The sequence below is a fragment of the Nocardia brasiliensis NBRC 14402 genome, assembly GCF_000308475.2.
Classification (GTDB): domain Bacteria; phylum Actinomycetota; class Actinomycetes; order Mycobacteriales; family Mycobacteriaceae; genus Nocardia; species Nocardia brasiliensis.
Map to the genome: position 1 here is coordinate 1 of NZ_BAFT02000025.1, position 15,983 is coordinate 15,983.

A 15,983-nucleotide genomic window follows, 5' to 3' on the forward strand; every position below is an offset into this window, starting at 1 on the left:
GACCACCTCGGCCGTGCCGAGCAGCACCCCGCGCCCGCGGACGCGCACGGCACCGGCGAGCACGCGACCGAGCCCGCCGTCTCCGATGATCCGGCGGCCAAGCCGATCCTGATCGAGATCACCAACCTGAGCAAGGACATCGGCCCGGGTCTCACCTACACCGTCACGTTCAACTTCAAGCAGAACGGGACCGTGCAGGTGCAGGTGCCGGTCGACGCGGGCGTCGTGACCGAGCGGCACGAATCGGACAAGTCCGGCCCGGCCGAGGCCGAGCACAAGGGCGGCGGGCACTAAAAAAGTCGTCCAGACCCCCTGACGAAACGGCTGTCGCACCCAACGGTGCGACAGCCGTTCGCATTCCGCGGGGCAGGCCACGGCACGGCGCCCCCGGCGGCGGCTGCCGCCGTTGTCGGAGGCGATCCGTAAGGTGCGCGTGTGGCCAAGACCAAGTCGATCTTCCGGTGCTCCGCCTGCACGCACGAGGTCGCCAAGTGGGTGGGCAAATGCCCCGACTGTGGCGCCTGGGGCACGATCGACGAGGTGGCCGTCGCGGCGACCGGCGCGGGCGCGCCCGCCCGGCGCGCGATGCTGCCGAGTACCGCCGCCGCCCCCATCTCCAGCATCGACTCGCAGATCACCAAGGCCCGTCCGACCGGCGTGAGCGAACTCGACCGGGTGCTCGGCGGCGGCGTGGTGCCGGGCTCGGTGGTGCTGCTGTCCGGCGAACCGGGGGTCGGCAAATCGACGCTGCTGCTCGAGGTCGCGCACCGCTGGGCCCGCCAACACGACGCGCGCTCGCTGTACGTCACCGCGGAGGAGTCGGCGGGCCAGGTCCGCCTGCGCGCCGACCGCACCGGCGCGGTGCACGAAAGGGTGTATCTCGCAGCGGAATCCGATCTCTCCGTGCTGCTCGGCCACGTGGAACAGGTGCGCCCCACACTGCTCGTGGTGGACTCGGTGCAGACCATGCTCGCGCCGGAGGTGGACGGCGTGATCGGCGGCGTCACCCAGGTCCGCGCGGTGACCGCGGCGCTGACCTCGCTGGCCAAGGCCAGCGGGATCACCGTGCTGCTGGTCGGGCACGTCACCAAGGACGGCAATGTCGCGGGCCCGCGCACACTGGAACACCTGGTCGACGTGGTGTTGCAGTTCGAGGGCGACAAGAACTCGACGCTGCGCATGGTGCGCGGCATCAAGAACCGCTTCGGCAGCGCCGACGAGGTGGGCTGTTTCGAACTGCACGAGGACGGCATCGCCTGTGTCGACGATCCCTCCGGCCTGTTCCTGCACCACCGCACCGATTCGGTGCCGGGCACCGCGGTGACGGTGGCGATGGACGGTAAACGGCCCTTGGTCGCGGAGGTGCAGGGCCTCACCGTGGAGACCGAGATCCCGAATCCGCGGCGCGCGGTGAGCGGCCTCGACTACAACCGGGTCGCCATGGTGCTCGCCGTGCTGCAGAGCCGCGGCAAGGTGTTCATCGGCAAGTCCGACGTCTACGCGGCCACCGTCGGCGGCATGCGGCTGCTCGAGCCCGCCGCCGATCTGGCCATCACGCTGGCCATCGCGAGCGCCAATTCCGAGGTGGCGATCCCGGCGGGCTGGGTGATCCTCGGTGAGGTCGGCCTGGCCGGTGAGGTGCGCAAGGTGACCGGGCTGGAACGCAGGCTGGCCGAGGCGGAGCGCCTCGGTTTCACCACCGCCCTGGTACCGCCCGGCTACGCACCGTTGAAACGGGGCGGCATGAAGATCCACGAGGTCGCCGACGTTCGCGCGGCCATCCGGATCACCGGCACCCGCAAGAAGCGGGAGAAGCCGGAGGCAAAGGAGACCGCCCCCGACTTCTAAGCGGGCGTCAGGTTGAACGGCTCGGGCGCGCTGTGCAGCGACCCGAACTGGGCGACCACCTGGTAGGCGCCCGCCGGAACCGGCACCCGCTCGCCCACGCAACCCTGCTGCGAGGTCGTGCCGGACCAGCGCACGGTGAACAGCGCCTGCTCACCGGGCTTGAGGTTGCGCGCGTTCGACTCGTCGACCGGGGAACAGTCCGAACTGGTCCAGAACCGGCGCTGGCCGTCCAGGGACAGCACCGACGCCTGGATCTGCGCCGAGTTCATATCGCGCTGGCACTGCGTGCTGGAGATGTTGGTGATGACCATGCGGAAGTTCGGCTGCTCGCCGACCCGATACGTCGGCTGGTCCACACTGATCTTGATCGCCAGCGACTGGTCGGGGCACTGGCCCGCGGCGGGTTCGTTCGACGCGGGCGCCGCGCTGGTCGCGGGCGGCGCGCTGGATTCGGCGCTGCCGGACGGTTTCGGCGTCGAGGGGTCGGCGGTTTTGCTCGGCACCGAGGTGGACGAGCCGGCCGCGACGGGCTTCGAGTCACCGGGCGAGTCGCCGCCGCGCGATACCGTGAGCACCAGCCAGATCACCAGCGCCAACGCCACGACCAAGGCGCCGATCGCCAATGCGCGACGACGCCAATAGATCTCCGGTGGCAGCGGTCCATTCGGTTCCAGCACGCCTCAACGGTAAGGGCACGGTCGGGTGCAACGACTCAGGGCCGCGGCGTGTCGGCCCGGACCCGGCCGGAGTGCCGGGTGAATTCCGGGCCGCACGCTGCGGCGACGTGGGTCGGGACGGCGGCTGGGAGCTAAGCGAGTTCGCCGATGTTGCCGACGACGCGGTGCAGTTTCACCTTGCCCTCGGCGAGTTTGTATGTGACACAGGCGATCGCGAGTTCGCCGGTCGCGATGCGCTGGGAGATGATCATCGACCGCTGCATGAGCAGCTTGCTGGTTTCCACCACGTGCCTGGCCTCCATCTCGTCGACGGTGGACAGGCCCTCGCGCCGGCCGACCAGAATCGACGGCGTGACCCGCTCGACGACGCTGCGGATGAACCCCCCGGGCACCTCGCCGCCGTCCAGTGCGTCGATGGTCGCCTTCACCGCGCCGCAGCTGTCGTGCCCGAGGACCACGATCAGCGGCACGTCCAGGACCTGGACGCCGTACTCGATCGAGCCCAGCACGGAACTGTCGACCACATGGCCCGCGGTGCGCACCACGAACATGTCGCCGAGTCCCTGGTCGAAGATCAGCTCGGCGGCGACCCGGGAGTCACCGCAGCCGAACAGGATCGCGGACGGGTGCTGGCCGCTGACGAGCTTGGCTCGGTCGGCCGCCCCCTGACTAGGATGCAGCAGCGTGCCGGTGACGAAGCGATCGTTGCCTTCGCGCAAAGACTTCCAGGCACTGATCGGATTTGAATCAGGCATACCGACCATTGTGCACAACGCTTGTGTTACCAGCGAGTTCGATTGGTTACAGGTCGGCTAACACCGACCGGCGACAGTGAGACAGGAATCGTGAGGAAAGCCCCGAACAGTATCGATGCGGACGTGTTGCTGGACTGGTACCAGGAAACCGCGCGAGATCTGCCGTGGCGCCGGCCGGGCGTCACCGCCTGGCAGATCCTGATGAGCGAGATCATGCTGCAGCAGACCCCCGTGGTCCGGGTCGAGCCGATCTGGCGGGAGTGGGTGGCCCGCTGGCCGGTCCCGTCTGCGATGGCGGCCTCCTCGCAGGCCGAGGTGTTGCGCGCGTGGGGCAAGCTCGGCTATCCCCGGCGCGCGCTGCGGTTACACGAATGCGCGCGGGTGCTCGCCGCCGAACACGGCGACGTGGTGCCCGCCGATGTCGAAGTGCTGCTGGGGCTGCCCGGCATCGGCGCCTACACCGCCCGGGCGGTCGCGTGCTTCGCCTACGGGCAGCGGGTTCCGGTGGTGGACACCAATGTCCGGCGGGTGGTCGCCCGGGCCGTGCACGGTCGCGCCGAGGCCGGCAACCCGTCCTCGCGTGATCTGCCCGAGACCGAGGCCCTGCTGCCGCGGCAGATCGACCGGGCGGCCGTGTTCTCTGCGGCGCTGATGGAGCTCGGGGCCGTGGTGTGCACCGCCCGTACCCCGGACTGCGCCCGCTGCCCGCTGCCTGCTTGCGCCTGGGTAAGCGCAGGCCGCCCGGTCTCCGAAGTGGTCCGGCGCACCCAGAAATACGAGGGCACCGACCGCCAGGCCCGCGGTCGCCTGCTCGATGTCCTGCGCGACTCCACCGGGCCGGTGGAACAGGTCCGGCTCGATCTGGCCTGGCCGCGCGATCCGGGCCAGCGCGCCCGCGCCCTGGACTCCTTGCTCGTCGACGGTCTCGTCGAACAGACCGCCGACGGGCTGTTCGCCCTGGCGGGCGAGGGCGGCGCCTGAGCCGCGCAACGCCGGCCCGGAGGCACTACGTCCGGCGGCGGGTAGGGCTTCCTGAACTGCACCCCCGCCGAGCCGACGCACTCCCTCCGGCGGCGGGCGACTTCCTGAGCCGCACTCCGCTGGGGCGAGGCATTCCCCTGCGGCAACGAGAGCCGGTGCGGGAACGCGGCACACGTGCGACTAGCCGAGCACGCGACGCAAGAAGCGCTCGACCTCGGCGCGGTAGGCGGCGGGCTGGTCGTCGTGCACGAGATGGGCTGCGCCCGAGACGATCACGTGCCGTGCGTCGGGATGTGTCGCGGCCATCCGCGCCATCTGACCGGGCGGGGTGATGGTGTGCTCTCCCTCGAGCAGCAGTGCGGGCACGCGCAGAGCCTGCCACTGTGACCAGAAGTCGCGCGTCCCCCATTCCTCCGAAATATCGCGGAACGTCTCGACCGAACCGTGTAACCGGTAGCCGTCCGGCCCGTGTTCGAAGGAGTTCAGGAAGTACCGCCCGGCCACCGGCCCGAAGAACGCGAGCACGGCGTCCTCGTCCGGGAACGGCTGCGGCCAGGCCTCGATCATGGCGGCCCAGCCCGCCGCGGTCCGGCCGGTGAAATCCGGTGCGATGTCCTCCACCACCAGCGCGCGCACCCGTTCCGGATGGGTCGCGGCGAACACCCACCCGTGCAGCGCGCCCATCGAATGCCCGATGACCACCATCGGTTCGGTGATACCCGCGCTCGCGGCGGCCAGATCGGCGACGAACGCCTCGGTGGTCAGCTCGGCCGGGGCCGGCCTGCCGTGGCCCGCGGCGTCGAAGGTGAACACGTGGCCGTGGCCGCGCAGCCAGCCCAGTTGGTCGCGCCAGGTCCGGGCACTGCCCATCAGCCCGTGCAACAGCAGAATCGGGACACCCGCGCCACCTTCGTCGTGCAACACGCTCCAGATTGTGCCGTGCGGCCCCGAGCAGGCTCATCCCCGCTCCGCCCGCGCGGGTCGTATTGTCGAGGCCATGGCTGTTGTGAAGATCAACGCGATCGAGATTCCCGAGGGCGCGGGCCCCGAGTTGGAGAAGCGGTTCGCCCACCGCGCGCACGCGGTCGAGGGCTCGCCGGGCTTCCTCGGTTTCCAACTGCTGCGGCCGGTGGCCGGGGAGAACCGGTACTTCGTTGTCACCCAGTGGGATTCGGAGGAGTCCTTCGCAGCATGGCGGGACGGGCCCGCCCGCGAGGCGCACGCCGGCGAGCGCCAAAAGCCGGTCTCGACCGGTGCGTCGCTGCTGGAATTCGAGGTCGTGCTCGACGTCGCGGGCAAACCTGCCATCTGAGCGGGGCCCAGCGACTCGCCCGAGGCCGGGGCGCGGTCGTCGCTGGTCGTGTTGACGGCGGCCGCCCCCAGGTGTCACAGTTCGAATGACAAAACGCGAGGGTGATGCGGTAATTCCGGTGTGATTCCGGAGCGGTCGCGCCACTGTGTTCCATGCACCGGGTCATCGGGTGCCGGAAAGCCAGACACCGGCACCTTCGCGCCGACCACTCGACGGGACGCGGAAAAGCGCAGGCGGGCACTGTCCGATCCGGCGCATCCCCAAGGAGGACTCGCATGGCTATCGCGCATTCGCCGAGCCGGGCAAACGATTCACTGGCCACTGTGCTCGTCACAGTCGGTGTCGTTCTTCTCGCACTGCTCACGCTCTACCTGGTCGGTTTCGATCAGGGTGTCATCTCGCGCAGCGGGATGTATCTGCACGAGTTGATGCACGATGGACGCCACCTGCTGGGGCTTCCGTGCCACTGAGCTCCCCCGCTGCGCCTCCGCTCACCGGTTCCCTGAAAACCCTGCTACTGCGTGGCCTGCTGGCCGGTCTCATCGCCGGTCTGCTCGCCGCGACGGTGGGTTACTTCGTCGGTGAACCGAAAGTCGAGGCGGCCATCGCCATCGAGGAGGCCGCTGCCGCACCGCCCGCCGAACACGCGCACGGCGCCGAACCGGAAGCCACCGGCGGACATTCGCACGGTGACGAGGAAGCACCACTGGTCAGCCGCACCGGGCAGAAGGCGGGCCAGTTCCTGGCGCTCGGCCTGGCCGGGCTCGCGCTCGGCGCGATCTTCGCCTCGGTCGCGCACTTCGCGCGGCGCCACACCACCCTCGGCGGGCCGGCGCTCGCACTCGGCCTCGGACTCGGCGGCTGGGCCGCGATCGTCGCGGTGCCGTTCTTCAAATATCCGGCGAATCCGCCCGCGGTCGGTGATCCGGACACGATCAACGAACGCACCCTGCTGTGGGTGGCCGCCGTGGCGCTCGGCTTCGCCGCCGTCGGCGCGGCCGTCTACGCCTTCAAACTGCTGCGGGCGCAACCAAGTACGCTGCGGCTGATCGGCGGGCTCGCCGTCTTCGTGCTGATCACCGCGCTGGGCTACATCCTGTTGCCCGGTATCGACGAGGTGAAGGCGGACTTCCCGGCCAGTCTGCTGTGGCAATTCCGGGTGGCCTCGCTCGCCGAGACGGCCACGCTGTGGGCCTGCCTGGCCCTCGGCTTCGCCGCGCTCACCGAATTCGCCTCGCGCACTGATACTCCGGTACGAGAGCCGGTCGCTACCGCGGGCTGATCCGCGGCGGGAAAACGCAGGGCAGTGTCGGTGTCATGACCGGCACTGCCTTTTCCGTTTGGCCAGCACACCTGCGTTCGGATGCTCCCGCCGCACCGCCGCGCCCCGTGCGCGTCGCCTTCGTCGGCCTCGCCACCGCCCTACTCGCCGGGGTCGGTGAGGGAATCCTGCGCGCCGCACTGATTTTGGAGCGGAACGAGGCCGATGTCGCGGGCGTCACGTCCGGGCTGGCGGTGCGCCTGGCGATCTATTTCGTCGTGCTCCTGGTCGCCATCCGGATGTCGGCCGGTGTCCGCTGGGCCCGGCTGGTACTGACCTTCGGCATCGGCGTGGTCGGCTTGGCCTCGCTGATCATCGAACCGCTCGCGGCACTGCTGTCGGCGGACCGGTTCGGCGATCTCTTCGACCACCTCGGCGCCGAGTCGGTGGTGATCGGACTACTCCGCGCGATCCACGTACTGGCGGTCCTGGTCGCCATTCCAGCGATGTATCACCCGGCCGCCCGTCGCTACTTCGCTCGCTCCGGCGCATAACCTCGGGACAGCACACGACTGCCCCGGTTCGGCTGAACCGAACCGGGGCAGTCGCGCGGTCTCAGGCCAGGGCGGCGTCGAGGGTGATGTGGTCGACGCCCGCCAGCGCCTTGCTCACCGGGCAGCCCGCCTTGGCGGCCTCGGCCGCGGCGGCGAACGCGTCGGCATCGATGCCGGAGACCTTGCCGCGGACGGTCAGCTTGATGCCGCTGATCCGGAAGCCGCCGGCCGGGTCGGGGCCGAGGGTGACGTCGGCGGAGACGTCCAGGCTCTCGGGGGTGCCGCCCGCATTGCCGATCTGGGCCGACAGCGCCATCGCGTAGCAGGACGAGTGCGCCGCCGCGATGAGCTCCTCCGGGCTGGTGGTGCCGTCGGCCTCCTCGGCGGAACGCTTCGGGAACGACACGTCGTACTTGCCGACGCCCGAGCTGGTCAGCTCGACCTGGCCCGAGCCTTCCTGCAGAGAGCCGGTCCAGGCAGTACGCGCGCTACGTGTAGGCATCACGGTCCTTTCGGTGAATTCTGATCGATTCCGATGCGGCACCGAGCCTAGCCAGTTCGCCCCGCCACGTCTTCAGGTCCGGCTCGACTGCCACCGACGCAGGGCCGGGGCACAGCGGTGTCCCGCCGAATATGCCGAGGCCGCGCCAAATCGGTTGCGGCACCGCCGCATTGACCTCACTCCGGGTTGGTTATCCGGGCCAGGACGATCCCGCCGATGATCATCGACAGCGCCAGCGCGCGGCCCGCGCTGAACGGGTCCTTGTGCACCACGACGCCCAGCCCGATGGCACCGACCGCGCCGATGCCGGTGAACACGGCGTACGCGGTGCCGACCGGCAGCGTCTGCATGGCGCGCGAGAGCAGGTAGACGGCGGTCGCGCCGAGCACGAAGCAGAGCACGGTCGGCACCAGGCGGGTGAAGTTCTCCGTCGGTTTGATGCTCTGCGACCAGACGATCTCGATCAGTCCGGCGAGACCGAGGACGACCCAGTTCATCTCAGTACTCCTTTGCCAGATCACGCGCCGCCTCGAGCGCCCTGGCGTAGGACTCCTCGTGCTTGTCGCGCAGGTGGGCCAGCGCCGGATCCTGGCGCGCGTTGGCCAGTTCGGCGTTGACGAAAACCGTGTCGTGCACGGCGAAATGGCCCGCGAAGAAGTCGCGCAGGAAGCGCTCCTGATAGTCGTAGGCGGCTTTGGGCGCGCCCGGCACGTAGCTGCCGCCGCGCGCGGTGGTCACCACGAAACGGCGGTGGCCCAACGACATTCGCGGGAAGGTCACCTGGTCCAGCCAGGCCTTGAGCGAAGCGGGAATCGAGTAGTTGTACATCGGGGTGCCGATCAGGATCACGTCCGCGGCGAGCACCTCGGCCAGCAGCGGCCGCACGATCTCCCATGCGGCGGCCTGCGCGGGCGAGCGCACCAGATCGCCCAGGGCAGCGAGATCGGTGCTTTCCTGCCCCAGCACCAGATCGCACAGCTCGGTCCACGCCTCGTCGATGAACGGGACCGGCTCGGCCGCCAGGTCCCGGTAGCGGTACTCGCCGTGCGGGTGCTGCGCCTGCCATGCGGCGGCGAACGCGGCGCTGACCTCCCGGCTGATCGAACGGGTGCGTGCGCTCGCGTCCAGGTGCAACAAGCTGCTCATTTCCCAACCTCACTCTGTGCTCTCGACACCTGTCGAAACTTAAGTGGACGACATGTCCACTTGTTGGCGAGATCGACTGTAACGACAACTGGACATGTTGTCCACTTTTTCCGAAATCAAGTACAGTCGGCAGCATGACCAGCCATCCGGACCTGCTCAGCGGGCAAGTGGCCGCCACCGCCGCCGCGCCACCCGAGCGCGCGGACGCCGCCCGCAATCGGGCCAAGGTGCTCGCCGCGGCGGCGGAGCTGTTCGCCACCCGCGACCCGCGCACGGTGACCATGGACGACATCGCGAAGGCGGCCGGTGTCGGCCGCGGCACGCTGTATCGGCGCTACCCCGACCGGAACTCGATCGCGGTCGCCTTGCTCGACGAGCACGAAAGAGCGTTGCAGGAGCAGCTGATCGGGGGTGCGCCGCCACTGGGGCCGGGTGCGCCGCCTGCCGAACGGCTGGCCGCGTTCTACGCCGCAATGGTCGATCTGCTGGACGCGCACGCGGATCTCGTGCTCGGCGCGGAGACCGGTGGGGCACGCTTCGCGACCGGGGCGTACGGATTCTGGTCCGCACATGTGCGAGCCCTGTTGCGGGAGGCCGGGATTCGCGAGCCCGACGCACTGATCGATCTGCTGCTGGCGCCGCTGTCGGCCGAGGTGTTCCAGCAGCAGCGTGGTCGTGGCCTCAGCTCCGCGCGGATCGCGCAAGCACTGTCCCGGCTCGCGCACGCCGTACTGCGCACCGCGGACGACTGAGCCGTACCGCCACAACGACGTAGCGCCACAACGACGAAAGCCGTTGGCGGGCAGTCCGCCAACGACTTTCGGTTCGAACGGTCACACCAGGTCGCGCCTGCGCATCGAATACACCGTTCCCGCCACGAACAGCGCGATATAGATCGCCAGCACGAGCAGCGCTTCGGTGCGGGACAGGATGTCGAGCACGCCGGGCGTCCCGGCTCCGACCGTCCGCATCGCGCCGGCCAGCGAGCCGGCGGCGGTCCCGGGCAGGTGATCGGTGAGCACCGCGATCGGTGCGAAGATGCCTGCCACCCCGCGAAGCAGGTTCTCCACCACCAGTACCCACACCAGCCCGAGACCGACCGCGAGCGCCGGGCCGCGCGCGAGGGCCCCGATCAACGCGCCCGCCAGCGTCCACATCCCGAGAATCACGACACCGGTGAGCACACCGAGCGCCGACTGCCGCAGCGAAGGCAGCGCGAGCGACTGCCCCTGGGTCGCACCGATCAGTGATGCCACCCCGATGTCCACCGCGAACGCGGTAAGCACCAGCGCGAGCACCACCACCAGCAGGCTCACCAGCACGCCGCCCACCACGTTGATCCGGGACGGGCCCTGCGTGAAGACGGTTTTCCAAGTCCCCCAGCCAAATCCGCTACCGGTGGCCAGCGCGCCGAGCACCAGCATCAGCGCACCACCGAACATCGCCATGCCCTGGGTGAAGACGCCGGGCACCGCGGCGGGCAGCATCTGTTGCAGCAGTACGTCTCTCGGTAGTCCGTTCGACATCCGGCCGGACTCGCCCGAGGTATAGGCCAGGTAGTTGAACAGGTACGAGAACGTCAGATTCAGCAGAATCCAGGTGCCTAGGATGATCCAGAACGCGGGCCACTTCCGCAGCCGCAGCGCTTCGGCCCGCGTGCTCGAAATCAAGTCTTTCATCGTCATTGTCCGCTCGTCATCTCGAAAAACACTTCCTCTAGGGACTTTTCGTCACGGCGCAGTTCCAGCAGGTCGGCGCCCGCGTCGATCACCGCACGCGCCACCGCGGGCGCGGTGCCGTCGACACCCTCGATCCGGATGCCGCTCGCGGTGAGGATCGCGGCCCGCTCGCCCACCACGCCGCGCACGGCCGGGAACGCGACCTCCATCGGCTCGGCACGCAGCAGAAGCGATGAGGCACCGCGTAATTCGGCGACGGTGGATTCGGCGAGCAGCTTGCCGTGCGAGATCACCCCGACCCGATCGCAGATCTCCTGCACCTCGCTGAGCATGTGACTCGACAGCAGCACGGTGTGGCCGTCGCCGGCCAGTGCGGTGATCAGTTCACGCATCTCGGCCATGCCCTGCGGGTCGAGGCCGTTCGTCGGCTCGTCCAGGATCAGCAGATCCGGCCGGCCGAGCAGGGCGGCGCCGACGCCGAGCCGCTGCTTCATGCCGAGCGAGTACGTGCGGAATTTGTCGTCCGCGCGATCGGCCAGTCCGACCCGGTGCAGCGCGTCCTCGAGGTCGTCGCGGCCCAGACCGCGGTATTTCGCCAGCACCCGCAGGTTGTCCCGACCGGAGAGGTACGGGTAGAAGCCGGGCCCCTCGATGAGCACACCGATCCGGCGCACCACCGCCGGCGCACCGGGTGCGTGCCCGGCCACGGTCGCGGTGCCCGCGCTCGGCCGGATCAGCCCGACCAGCATGCGCAGCGTGGTCGTCTTGCCCGCGCCGTTCGGCCCGAGGAACCCATAGATCTCGCCGGCCGCCACGCGCATGCGCACGTCGTCGACGGCGATATGTTCGCCGTAGCGTTTGGTCAGCCCGTCGGTGACCACGATCGAATCTTTCATGCCACTGAGCATTCGCGGTACCCCCGGCCCGCCACATCCGTCCCGCGGCGACGTTGCGGGTACGTAAGCCGCACTACGCTGCTGCCTTACCTGAGCAATACGTAGCGAGGCGGACGCCGTTCGGCCGACGGGCCGAATAGGCTGCTGCGGGTGAGGACAAGCATGACGAGTCGAGGCTCACTGGGCTGGGATTGGGGTGTGGCGCTCGTCGTCGCCGCGCTCCAGATCGTCGGCGGCACGTTCGCGAACATGAGAATCGGCGAGAATTCGCTCGGGGTAATCGGTTACGCGCTACTACTTGCCGGACCCGTCGCGCTGATCTGGCGACGCGCCCACCCGGTGCCGGTGCTGCTGATCGCGCTCGGCGCGTGCATCGCCTACCTGTCGCTCGGGTACGGCTACGGGCCGATCTTCCTATCACTGATCATCGCGTTCCTCACCGCCGGAAGCACCGGATCACGCTGGTGGACCTACCCCTTGGTGCCGCTCGGCTATCTGGTGCTGGTCTGGCCGGTGCCCGAACTGTTCGGGCGCGGCGCCAACGTCTGGCAGATCTTCGCGCTGATGGCGTGGCTGGTCGTGCTGCTGTGCGCGGTCGAGGGAATTCGGCAGCGCAATGCCGTCCTGGTCGCGCGCAGACAACGCGCCGAGGCCGCCCGGCGCGACGAGGAGGCGCAACGGGAGCGGCGGGCCAGCGAGGAGCGGCTCGCGATCGCCCGTGAGCTGCACGACGTACTGGCGCACAGTCTTTCGCTGATCAATGTGCAATCGTCGGTCGCGCTGGAGCTGTTCGACCGGAAGCCGGAACAGGCCGCCACGGCACTCGACGCGATCAAGACGGCGAGCAGGGACGCACTGGCCGAAGTGCACACGCTGCTGCACTCGATCCGTTCCGGCGGTCCGGTCGCGGGCGAATCCGACACCGAGGCAGCCGAATTCACCGAAGAGCCGCCCGCAGCGGCCCGGCGGCGGCCGGGCCGCGGCTGGACCGCCCGCAATTCCGGTGGCGCCGGACGTGTTCCGGCCGACGAACACGAAACCGGCGGTGCCGGCAGGGAATCGGCGGCGGACGCGCCGCGACCCGCCGCTCCTCGTGCCCCGGCGCCGAGCATCGGCGACCTGGACGCGCTGCTGCAACGGGCGCGCGCGGCGGGACTCGCGGTGGACACCAAGATCATCGGAACCGCGCAGCAATTGCCCAGCGTGATCGATGTGGCGGGCGCGCGGATCATCCAGGAGTCGCTGACGAACGTGGTGCGCCACGCGCCGGGCGCGCAGGCCTCGGTGACCGTGCGCTACGCGGCGCAATCGGTCGACATCACCGTCGACAATTCCCGGCCCGCCGCAGCCACGCCGAAATCGGGCCCCGGCGGCGGCAACGGCATCCTCGGCATGCGTGAGCGCACCCACGCGCTCGGCGGCGCGCTCACCGCGGGCCCCCGCCCGAGCGGCGGCTTCCGCGTCGCAGCCCGCCTGCCTTTGCAACCGATGGAACCGAGCGAGCGCAAGCCGCCCACCCCCCGCCCGGAAGACACCACCCGCCCCGACAACGTCCGCCCGATCCGCCCCGGCGACCGCACCGCCGGTCAACCGAGCGCAGACGAGGTACGCCCATGAGCATTCGGGTTTTGGTGGCGGATGATCAGGCGCTGGTGCGGGGTGGGTTCGTGGCGTTGCTCGCCGCGCAGGACGGGATCGAGGTGGTGGGGGAGGCGGACAACGGGGAACAGGCTGTGCGGATGACTCGCAGTCTGACGCCCGACGTGGTGCTGATGGATATCCGGATGCCGATTCTGGACGGGCTGGCCGCTACCCGCATGATCGCCGAGGATCCCCAGCTCGCCGCGGTGCGGGTGGTGGTGCTGACCACCTTCGAGCTGGACGAGTACGTCTTCGAGGCGATGCGCGCCGGCGCGACCGGCTTCCTGGTGAAACACACCGAGCCGGCCGACCTGGTCCGGGCGGTGCGGGTGGTGGCGGCCGGGGACGCGCTGCTCTCCCCCGGCGTCACCCGGCGGTTGATCGCCGAATTCTCCGCGCACGCGAAAACCCCGCCGCCCGCCACACTTTCCGAACTCACCGAGCGCGAGCGCGAGGTGATGGTGCTGGTCGCGGAGGGTCTCACCAACGCCGAGATCGGTGCGCGGCTGTTCATGAGCCCGGCCACCGCGCGCACGCACGTCAGCCGGATCCTGATGAAGCTCGGCGCCCGCGACCGCACCCAACTGGTGGTCATGGCCTACGAGTCCGGCCTGGTCCGTCCGGGCTGGCAGTAGGCGGACCGCTCAGCTGCCCGGGTTCGCCTCCTGCCGTTCGGCGTCGGTGAAGCCGCGCCCCGGCGCGCCCGGCGCGCTCTGCAACCGCGCGGAGTAGCGGGACGCGGAACGGAACACGGCCGAAACACCCTGCGGCGCCGCGGCGTAGGTGATCGAGGAGCCGGGATCGAAGCCCATGCCGGTGCCGATCTCGACCGCGTCCATATTGGCGCCGAGGAACAGGAACTCCCAGCTGTACACCTCGCGCTGCTGCACGATCAGCGATTTCACCGCCGCGTGCGACCATTCCCGGCTGGAATTCTCGTGACCGTCGGTGAGCACCACCACGATGACCGTGCCGGGCCGTTGCTCTTCCGGACGCTTCGACAACTCGCTGCCGATATCGGTGACGAGCTTGCCGACCGCGTCGTAGAGCGCGGTCATCCCGCGCGGTTGCAACTGCAGCGGCGGGACCTCGGCGAGCGGCTTGTTCGCGTAGAGACATTCGTATTCGGTGTCGAACTGCGCGAGGGTCACCTCGATCGTCTTCGGCACTTCGCGCTGCTGCTCGAGGAACGCGGCGAAACCGCCCTCGGTGTCGGTCTTGATCGACTGCATCGAGCCGGAGCGGTCCAGCAAGACGGCGATCAAGGTCAGATCTGGATTTGTCATACGCACCCCCGCGGTCGGTGTCTCGAACCCCATCCAACGTACGCCGATCCGCTCGTACACCGCGCGAGTCGAAACGCGGTGGTGTCCGCGAACGGCAATCATCGAGCATCCTTTGCGCCGTGACCCGCCTGACACCGCGGCAAATTCGGAGCACTACCTTCGCCGGCCGCGATCACGTACGCGCGCAGACGTATATCGACCGGCGACGCGCGGCCGATGTCACGGTCTGGTCTCCGGCGCAGGCTTTGAGCATGAAATTCGCCATCGTCCTCATCCCGCGCTCCGGCACCGAATGGGTCCGGTCCGTGCAAGCCGCCGAACGGCAGGGCTACGCGACGATCCTGCTGCCCGACACGCTCGACACCCCGTCGCCGTTCCCGGCCTTGGCCGCGGCGGCCGCCGTCACCAGCACCATCCGTCTGCGCCCGAACGTGCTCGCCGGACCACTGCGCAACGCCGCCGCTACCGCCCGGGAAACCGCAGCGCTGCAACTGCTTTCGGAGGGCCGCTTCGAACTCGGCATCGGTTCCGGACGGCCCGGCGCGAGCGCCGAAGCCGAACAGCTCGGCCTGCCTTGGGGATCCGCGGCAGCCCGGCGCGCACAATTGGCCGACACGGTGGCCGCGGTCCGCGCGGCGGTCGATCCCGCACCGTCGGTCACCGTAGCCGCCAGTGGCCCCAAAATGCTGGCCGCCGCAGCCGAATTCGCCGATCGGATCCTGCTCGCGGCAGGTCCGCGGGTCACCGAGCCGGAACTCGCCGACATGGTCCGTATCGTCCGCGACCACACCGACCGCCCGATCGCCTTCAGCCATCAGCTCATCGGCATCGGCGACCGGCTGCCCTACTGGACCAGCACCCGCCTCGGCCGCACTACCGACGCGTTGCGCACGGCGGGCGCGGCGGGTGTCCTCGACGCCGACCCGGCCGCCGCCATCGAGACACTGTCAGCCCGTCGCGAAAAGTACGGCATCGATGAAGTGATCGTCCCAGGCGAGATCGCGGACGCCTTCGCGCCGGTGCTCGCACACTGGTCACCCTGAGCACGGAGATGCGAAAAGGCCCGCCTCCCAGGGGAAGGCGGGCCTTTCGTGGTGCTCTTACTCGCCGACGGCTTCCGCGGCACCTTCGGTCGCGCCGGTCAGCACGACCTCGGGCTTGTCCTCGGTCTTGTCGCCCTTGGTCAGCTTCGCCTTACCGGTGAAGGTGAACTTGGCGTCCTCGCCGGAGCCTTCGCCGTCCCAGCCCTCGACGTCGACGACGATGGTCTGGCCGGGGCCGATCTCGCCGAAGAGGATCTTCTCGGAGAGCTGATCCTCGATCTCGCGCTGGATGGTGCGCCGCAGCGGGCGGGCACCGAGCACGGGGTCGAAGCCGCGCTTGGCCAGCAGCGCCTTGCCCTGCGGAGCCAGCTCGATCTCCATGTCCTTGTTCTTCAGCTGCTT

Annotated in this window: 21 protein-coding genes; 11 read left to right on the plus strand and 10 right to left on the minus strand. The window is 69.4% G+C overall.

The annotated features are described in order from the left end of the window. Together TY25_RS43185 and radA are read left to right on the plus strand one after the other, a co-directional pair. Window positions 1–294: copper chaperone PCu(A)C domain-containing protein (locus tag TY25_RS43185; RefSeq protein ID WP_042254743.1), on the plus strand; the 294-nt coding region annotated here is incomplete at its 5' end. 141 nt (window positions 295–435) lie between these two features. Then, a complete protein-coding gene (radA, locus tag TY25_RS05940) occupies window positions 436–1,848 on the plus strand; it encodes a DNA repair protein RadA (protein ID WP_042254744.1) in 1,413 nt (470 codons plus the stop codon). Here the strand turns inward: radA and TY25_RS05945 are convergent. Together TY25_RS05945 and TY25_RS05950 are read right to left on the minus strand one after the other, a co-directional pair. Beyond that, the gene (locus tag TY25_RS05945; protein WP_042254745.1) at window positions 1,845–2,525 is read right to left on the minus strand and encodes a hypothetical protein; all 681 of its coding nucleotides are present in this window, start codon (window positions 2,523–2,525) and stop codon (window positions 1,845–1,847) included. The two genes, radA and TY25_RS05945, sit on opposite strands and share 4 nt — an antisense overlap. A gap of 131 nt (window positions 2,526–2,656) precedes the next feature. Then, window positions 2,657–3,280, minus strand: coding sequence for a carbonic anhydrase (locus tag TY25_RS05950; protein ID WP_042254768.1), 624 nt, complete (start codon window positions 3,278–3,280; stop codon window positions 2,657–2,659). A 90-nt stretch (window positions 3,281–3,370) separates the two neighbouring features. On the opposite strand from TY25_RS05950, the gene TY25_RS05955 reads away from it, so the two are divergent. Further along, on the plus strand, window positions 3,371–4,261 hold the full coding sequence (locus TY25_RS05955) for an HhH-GPD family protein (RefSeq protein ID WP_042254746.1): 891 nt from the start codon (window positions 3,371–3,373) through the stop codon (window positions 4,259–4,261). 180 nt (window positions 4,262–4,441) lie between these two features. On the opposite strand, the gene TY25_RS05960 is transcribed toward TY25_RS05955, so the two are convergent. After that, window positions 4,442–5,185, minus strand: coding sequence for an alpha/beta fold hydrolase (locus TY25_RS05960; RefSeq protein WP_042254747.1), 744 nt, complete (start codon window positions 5,183–5,185; stop codon window positions 4,442–4,444). A gap of 73 nt (window positions 5,186–5,258) precedes the next feature. Between TY25_RS05960 and mhuD the strand changes: the two genes are divergently transcribed. The 4 genes from mhuD to TY25_RS05980 all read left to right on the plus strand — a co-directional run bounded on the left by mhuD (window position 5,259) and on the right by TY25_RS05980 (window position 7,388). After that, window positions 5,259–5,573, plus strand: coding sequence for a mycobilin-forming heme oxygenase MhuD (mhuD, locus tag TY25_RS05965; protein WP_042254748.1), 315 nt, complete (start codon window positions 5,259–5,261; stop codon window positions 5,571–5,573). Window positions 5,574–5,848: 275 nt separating this feature from the next. Further along, on the plus strand, window positions 5,849–6,043 hold the full coding sequence (locus TY25_RS05970; RefSeq protein ID WP_042254749.1) for a CbtB domain-containing protein: 195 nt from the start codon (window positions 5,849–5,851) through the stop codon (window positions 6,041–6,043). Next, entirely contained in the window at window positions 6,034–6,855 is an 822-nt protein-coding gene (locus TY25_RS05975) for a CbtA family protein (protein ID WP_042254753.1), read from the plus strand. The genes TY25_RS05970 and TY25_RS05975 overlap by 10 nt, the downstream gene beginning before the upstream one ends. Before the next feature lie 35 nt (window positions 6,856–6,890). Further along, the gene (locus tag TY25_RS05980) at window positions 6,891–7,388 is read left to right on the plus strand and encodes a hypothetical protein (RefSeq protein ID WP_146154102.1); all 498 of its coding nucleotides are present in this window, start codon (window positions 6,891–6,893) and stop codon (window positions 7,386–7,388) included. A gap of 61 nt (window positions 7,389–7,449) precedes the next feature. On the opposite strand, the gene TY25_RS05985 is transcribed toward TY25_RS05980, so the two are convergent. The 3 genes from TY25_RS05985 to TY25_RS05995 all read right to left on the minus strand — a co-directional run bounded on the left by TY25_RS05985 (window position 7,450) and on the right by TY25_RS05995 (window position 9,036). Next, window positions 7,450–7,890 carry an OsmC family peroxiredoxin gene (locus tag TY25_RS05985; protein WP_014981304.1) on the minus strand — a complete coding sequence of 147 codons (441 nt, stop codon included), beginning with the start codon at window positions 7,888–7,890 and terminating at the stop codon, window positions 7,450–7,452. A gap of 176 nt (window positions 7,891–8,066) precedes the next feature. Continuing rightward, complete coding sequence (locus TY25_RS05990) at window positions 8,067–8,387, minus strand: DMT family transporter (RefSeq protein WP_042254758.1); 321 nt, start codon at window positions 8,385–8,387, stop codon at window positions 8,067–8,069. Window position 8,388: 1 nt separating this feature from the next. Beyond that, a complete protein-coding gene (locus TY25_RS05995; protein WP_042254760.1) occupies window positions 8,389–9,036 on the minus strand; it encodes an FMN-dependent NADH-azoreductase in 648 nt (215 codons plus the stop codon). A 134-nt stretch (window positions 9,037–9,170) separates the two neighbouring features. Between TY25_RS05995 and TY25_RS06000 the strand changes: the two genes are divergently transcribed. After that, on the plus strand, window positions 9,171–9,788 hold the full coding sequence (locus tag TY25_RS06000) for a TetR/AcrR family transcriptional regulator (protein ID WP_042254762.1): 618 nt from the start codon (window positions 9,171–9,173) through the stop codon (window positions 9,786–9,788). 81 nt (window positions 9,789–9,869) lie between these two features. Here the strand turns inward: TY25_RS06000 and TY25_RS06005 are convergent, their stop codons facing one another. After that, window positions 9,870–10,721 carry an ABC transporter permease gene (locus TY25_RS06005; protein WP_081868698.1) on the minus strand — a complete coding sequence of 284 codons (852 nt, stop codon included), beginning with the start codon at window positions 10,719–10,721 and terminating at the stop codon, window positions 9,870–9,872. Next, complete coding sequence (locus TY25_RS06010; RefSeq protein ID WP_042254770.1) at window positions 10,718–11,611, minus strand: ABC transporter ATP-binding protein; 894 nt, start codon at window positions 11,609–11,611, stop codon at window positions 10,718–10,720. Before TY25_RS06010 ends, TY25_RS06005 begins: the two co-directional genes overlap by 4 nt. Before the next feature lie 162 nt (window positions 11,612–11,773). On the opposite strand from TY25_RS06010, the gene TY25_RS06015 reads away from it, so the two are divergent. Further along, a complete protein-coding gene (locus TY25_RS06015) occupies window positions 11,774–13,228 on the plus strand; it encodes a sensor histidine kinase (RefSeq protein WP_042254766.1) in 1,455 nt (484 codons plus the stop codon). Then, window positions 13,225–13,887 carry a response regulator transcription factor gene (locus TY25_RS06020; protein ID WP_014981297.1) on the plus strand — a complete coding sequence of 221 codons (663 nt, stop codon included), beginning with the start codon at window positions 13,225–13,227 and terminating at the stop codon, window positions 13,885–13,887. Before TY25_RS06015 ends, TY25_RS06020 begins: the two co-directional genes overlap by 4 nt. 9 nt (window positions 13,888–13,896) lie before the next feature. On the opposite strand, the gene TY25_RS06025 is transcribed toward TY25_RS06020, so the two are convergent. Further along, the gene (locus TY25_RS06025) at window positions 13,897–14,538 is read right to left on the minus strand and encodes a vWA domain-containing protein (protein ID WP_081868699.1); all 642 of its coding nucleotides are present in this window, start codon (window positions 14,536–14,538) and stop codon (window positions 13,897–13,899) included. Between the two features lie 251 nt (window positions 14,539–14,789). On the opposite strand from TY25_RS06025, the gene TY25_RS06030 reads away from it, so the two are divergent. Beyond that, window positions 14,790–15,581 (plus strand): LLM class flavin-dependent oxidoreductase, encoded by a 792-nt coding sequence (locus tag TY25_RS06030; protein WP_042254773.1) that lies wholly within the window; start codon window positions 14,790–14,792, stop codon window positions 15,579–15,581. 57 nt (window positions 15,582–15,638) lie between these two features. Here the strand turns inward: TY25_RS06030 and TY25_RS06035 are convergent. Further along, window positions 15,639–15,983, minus strand: a 345-nt coding sequence (locus TY25_RS06035) for a ClpB D2-like domain containing protein (protein WP_500797167.1), incomplete at its 5' end; no start/stop codon positions are given.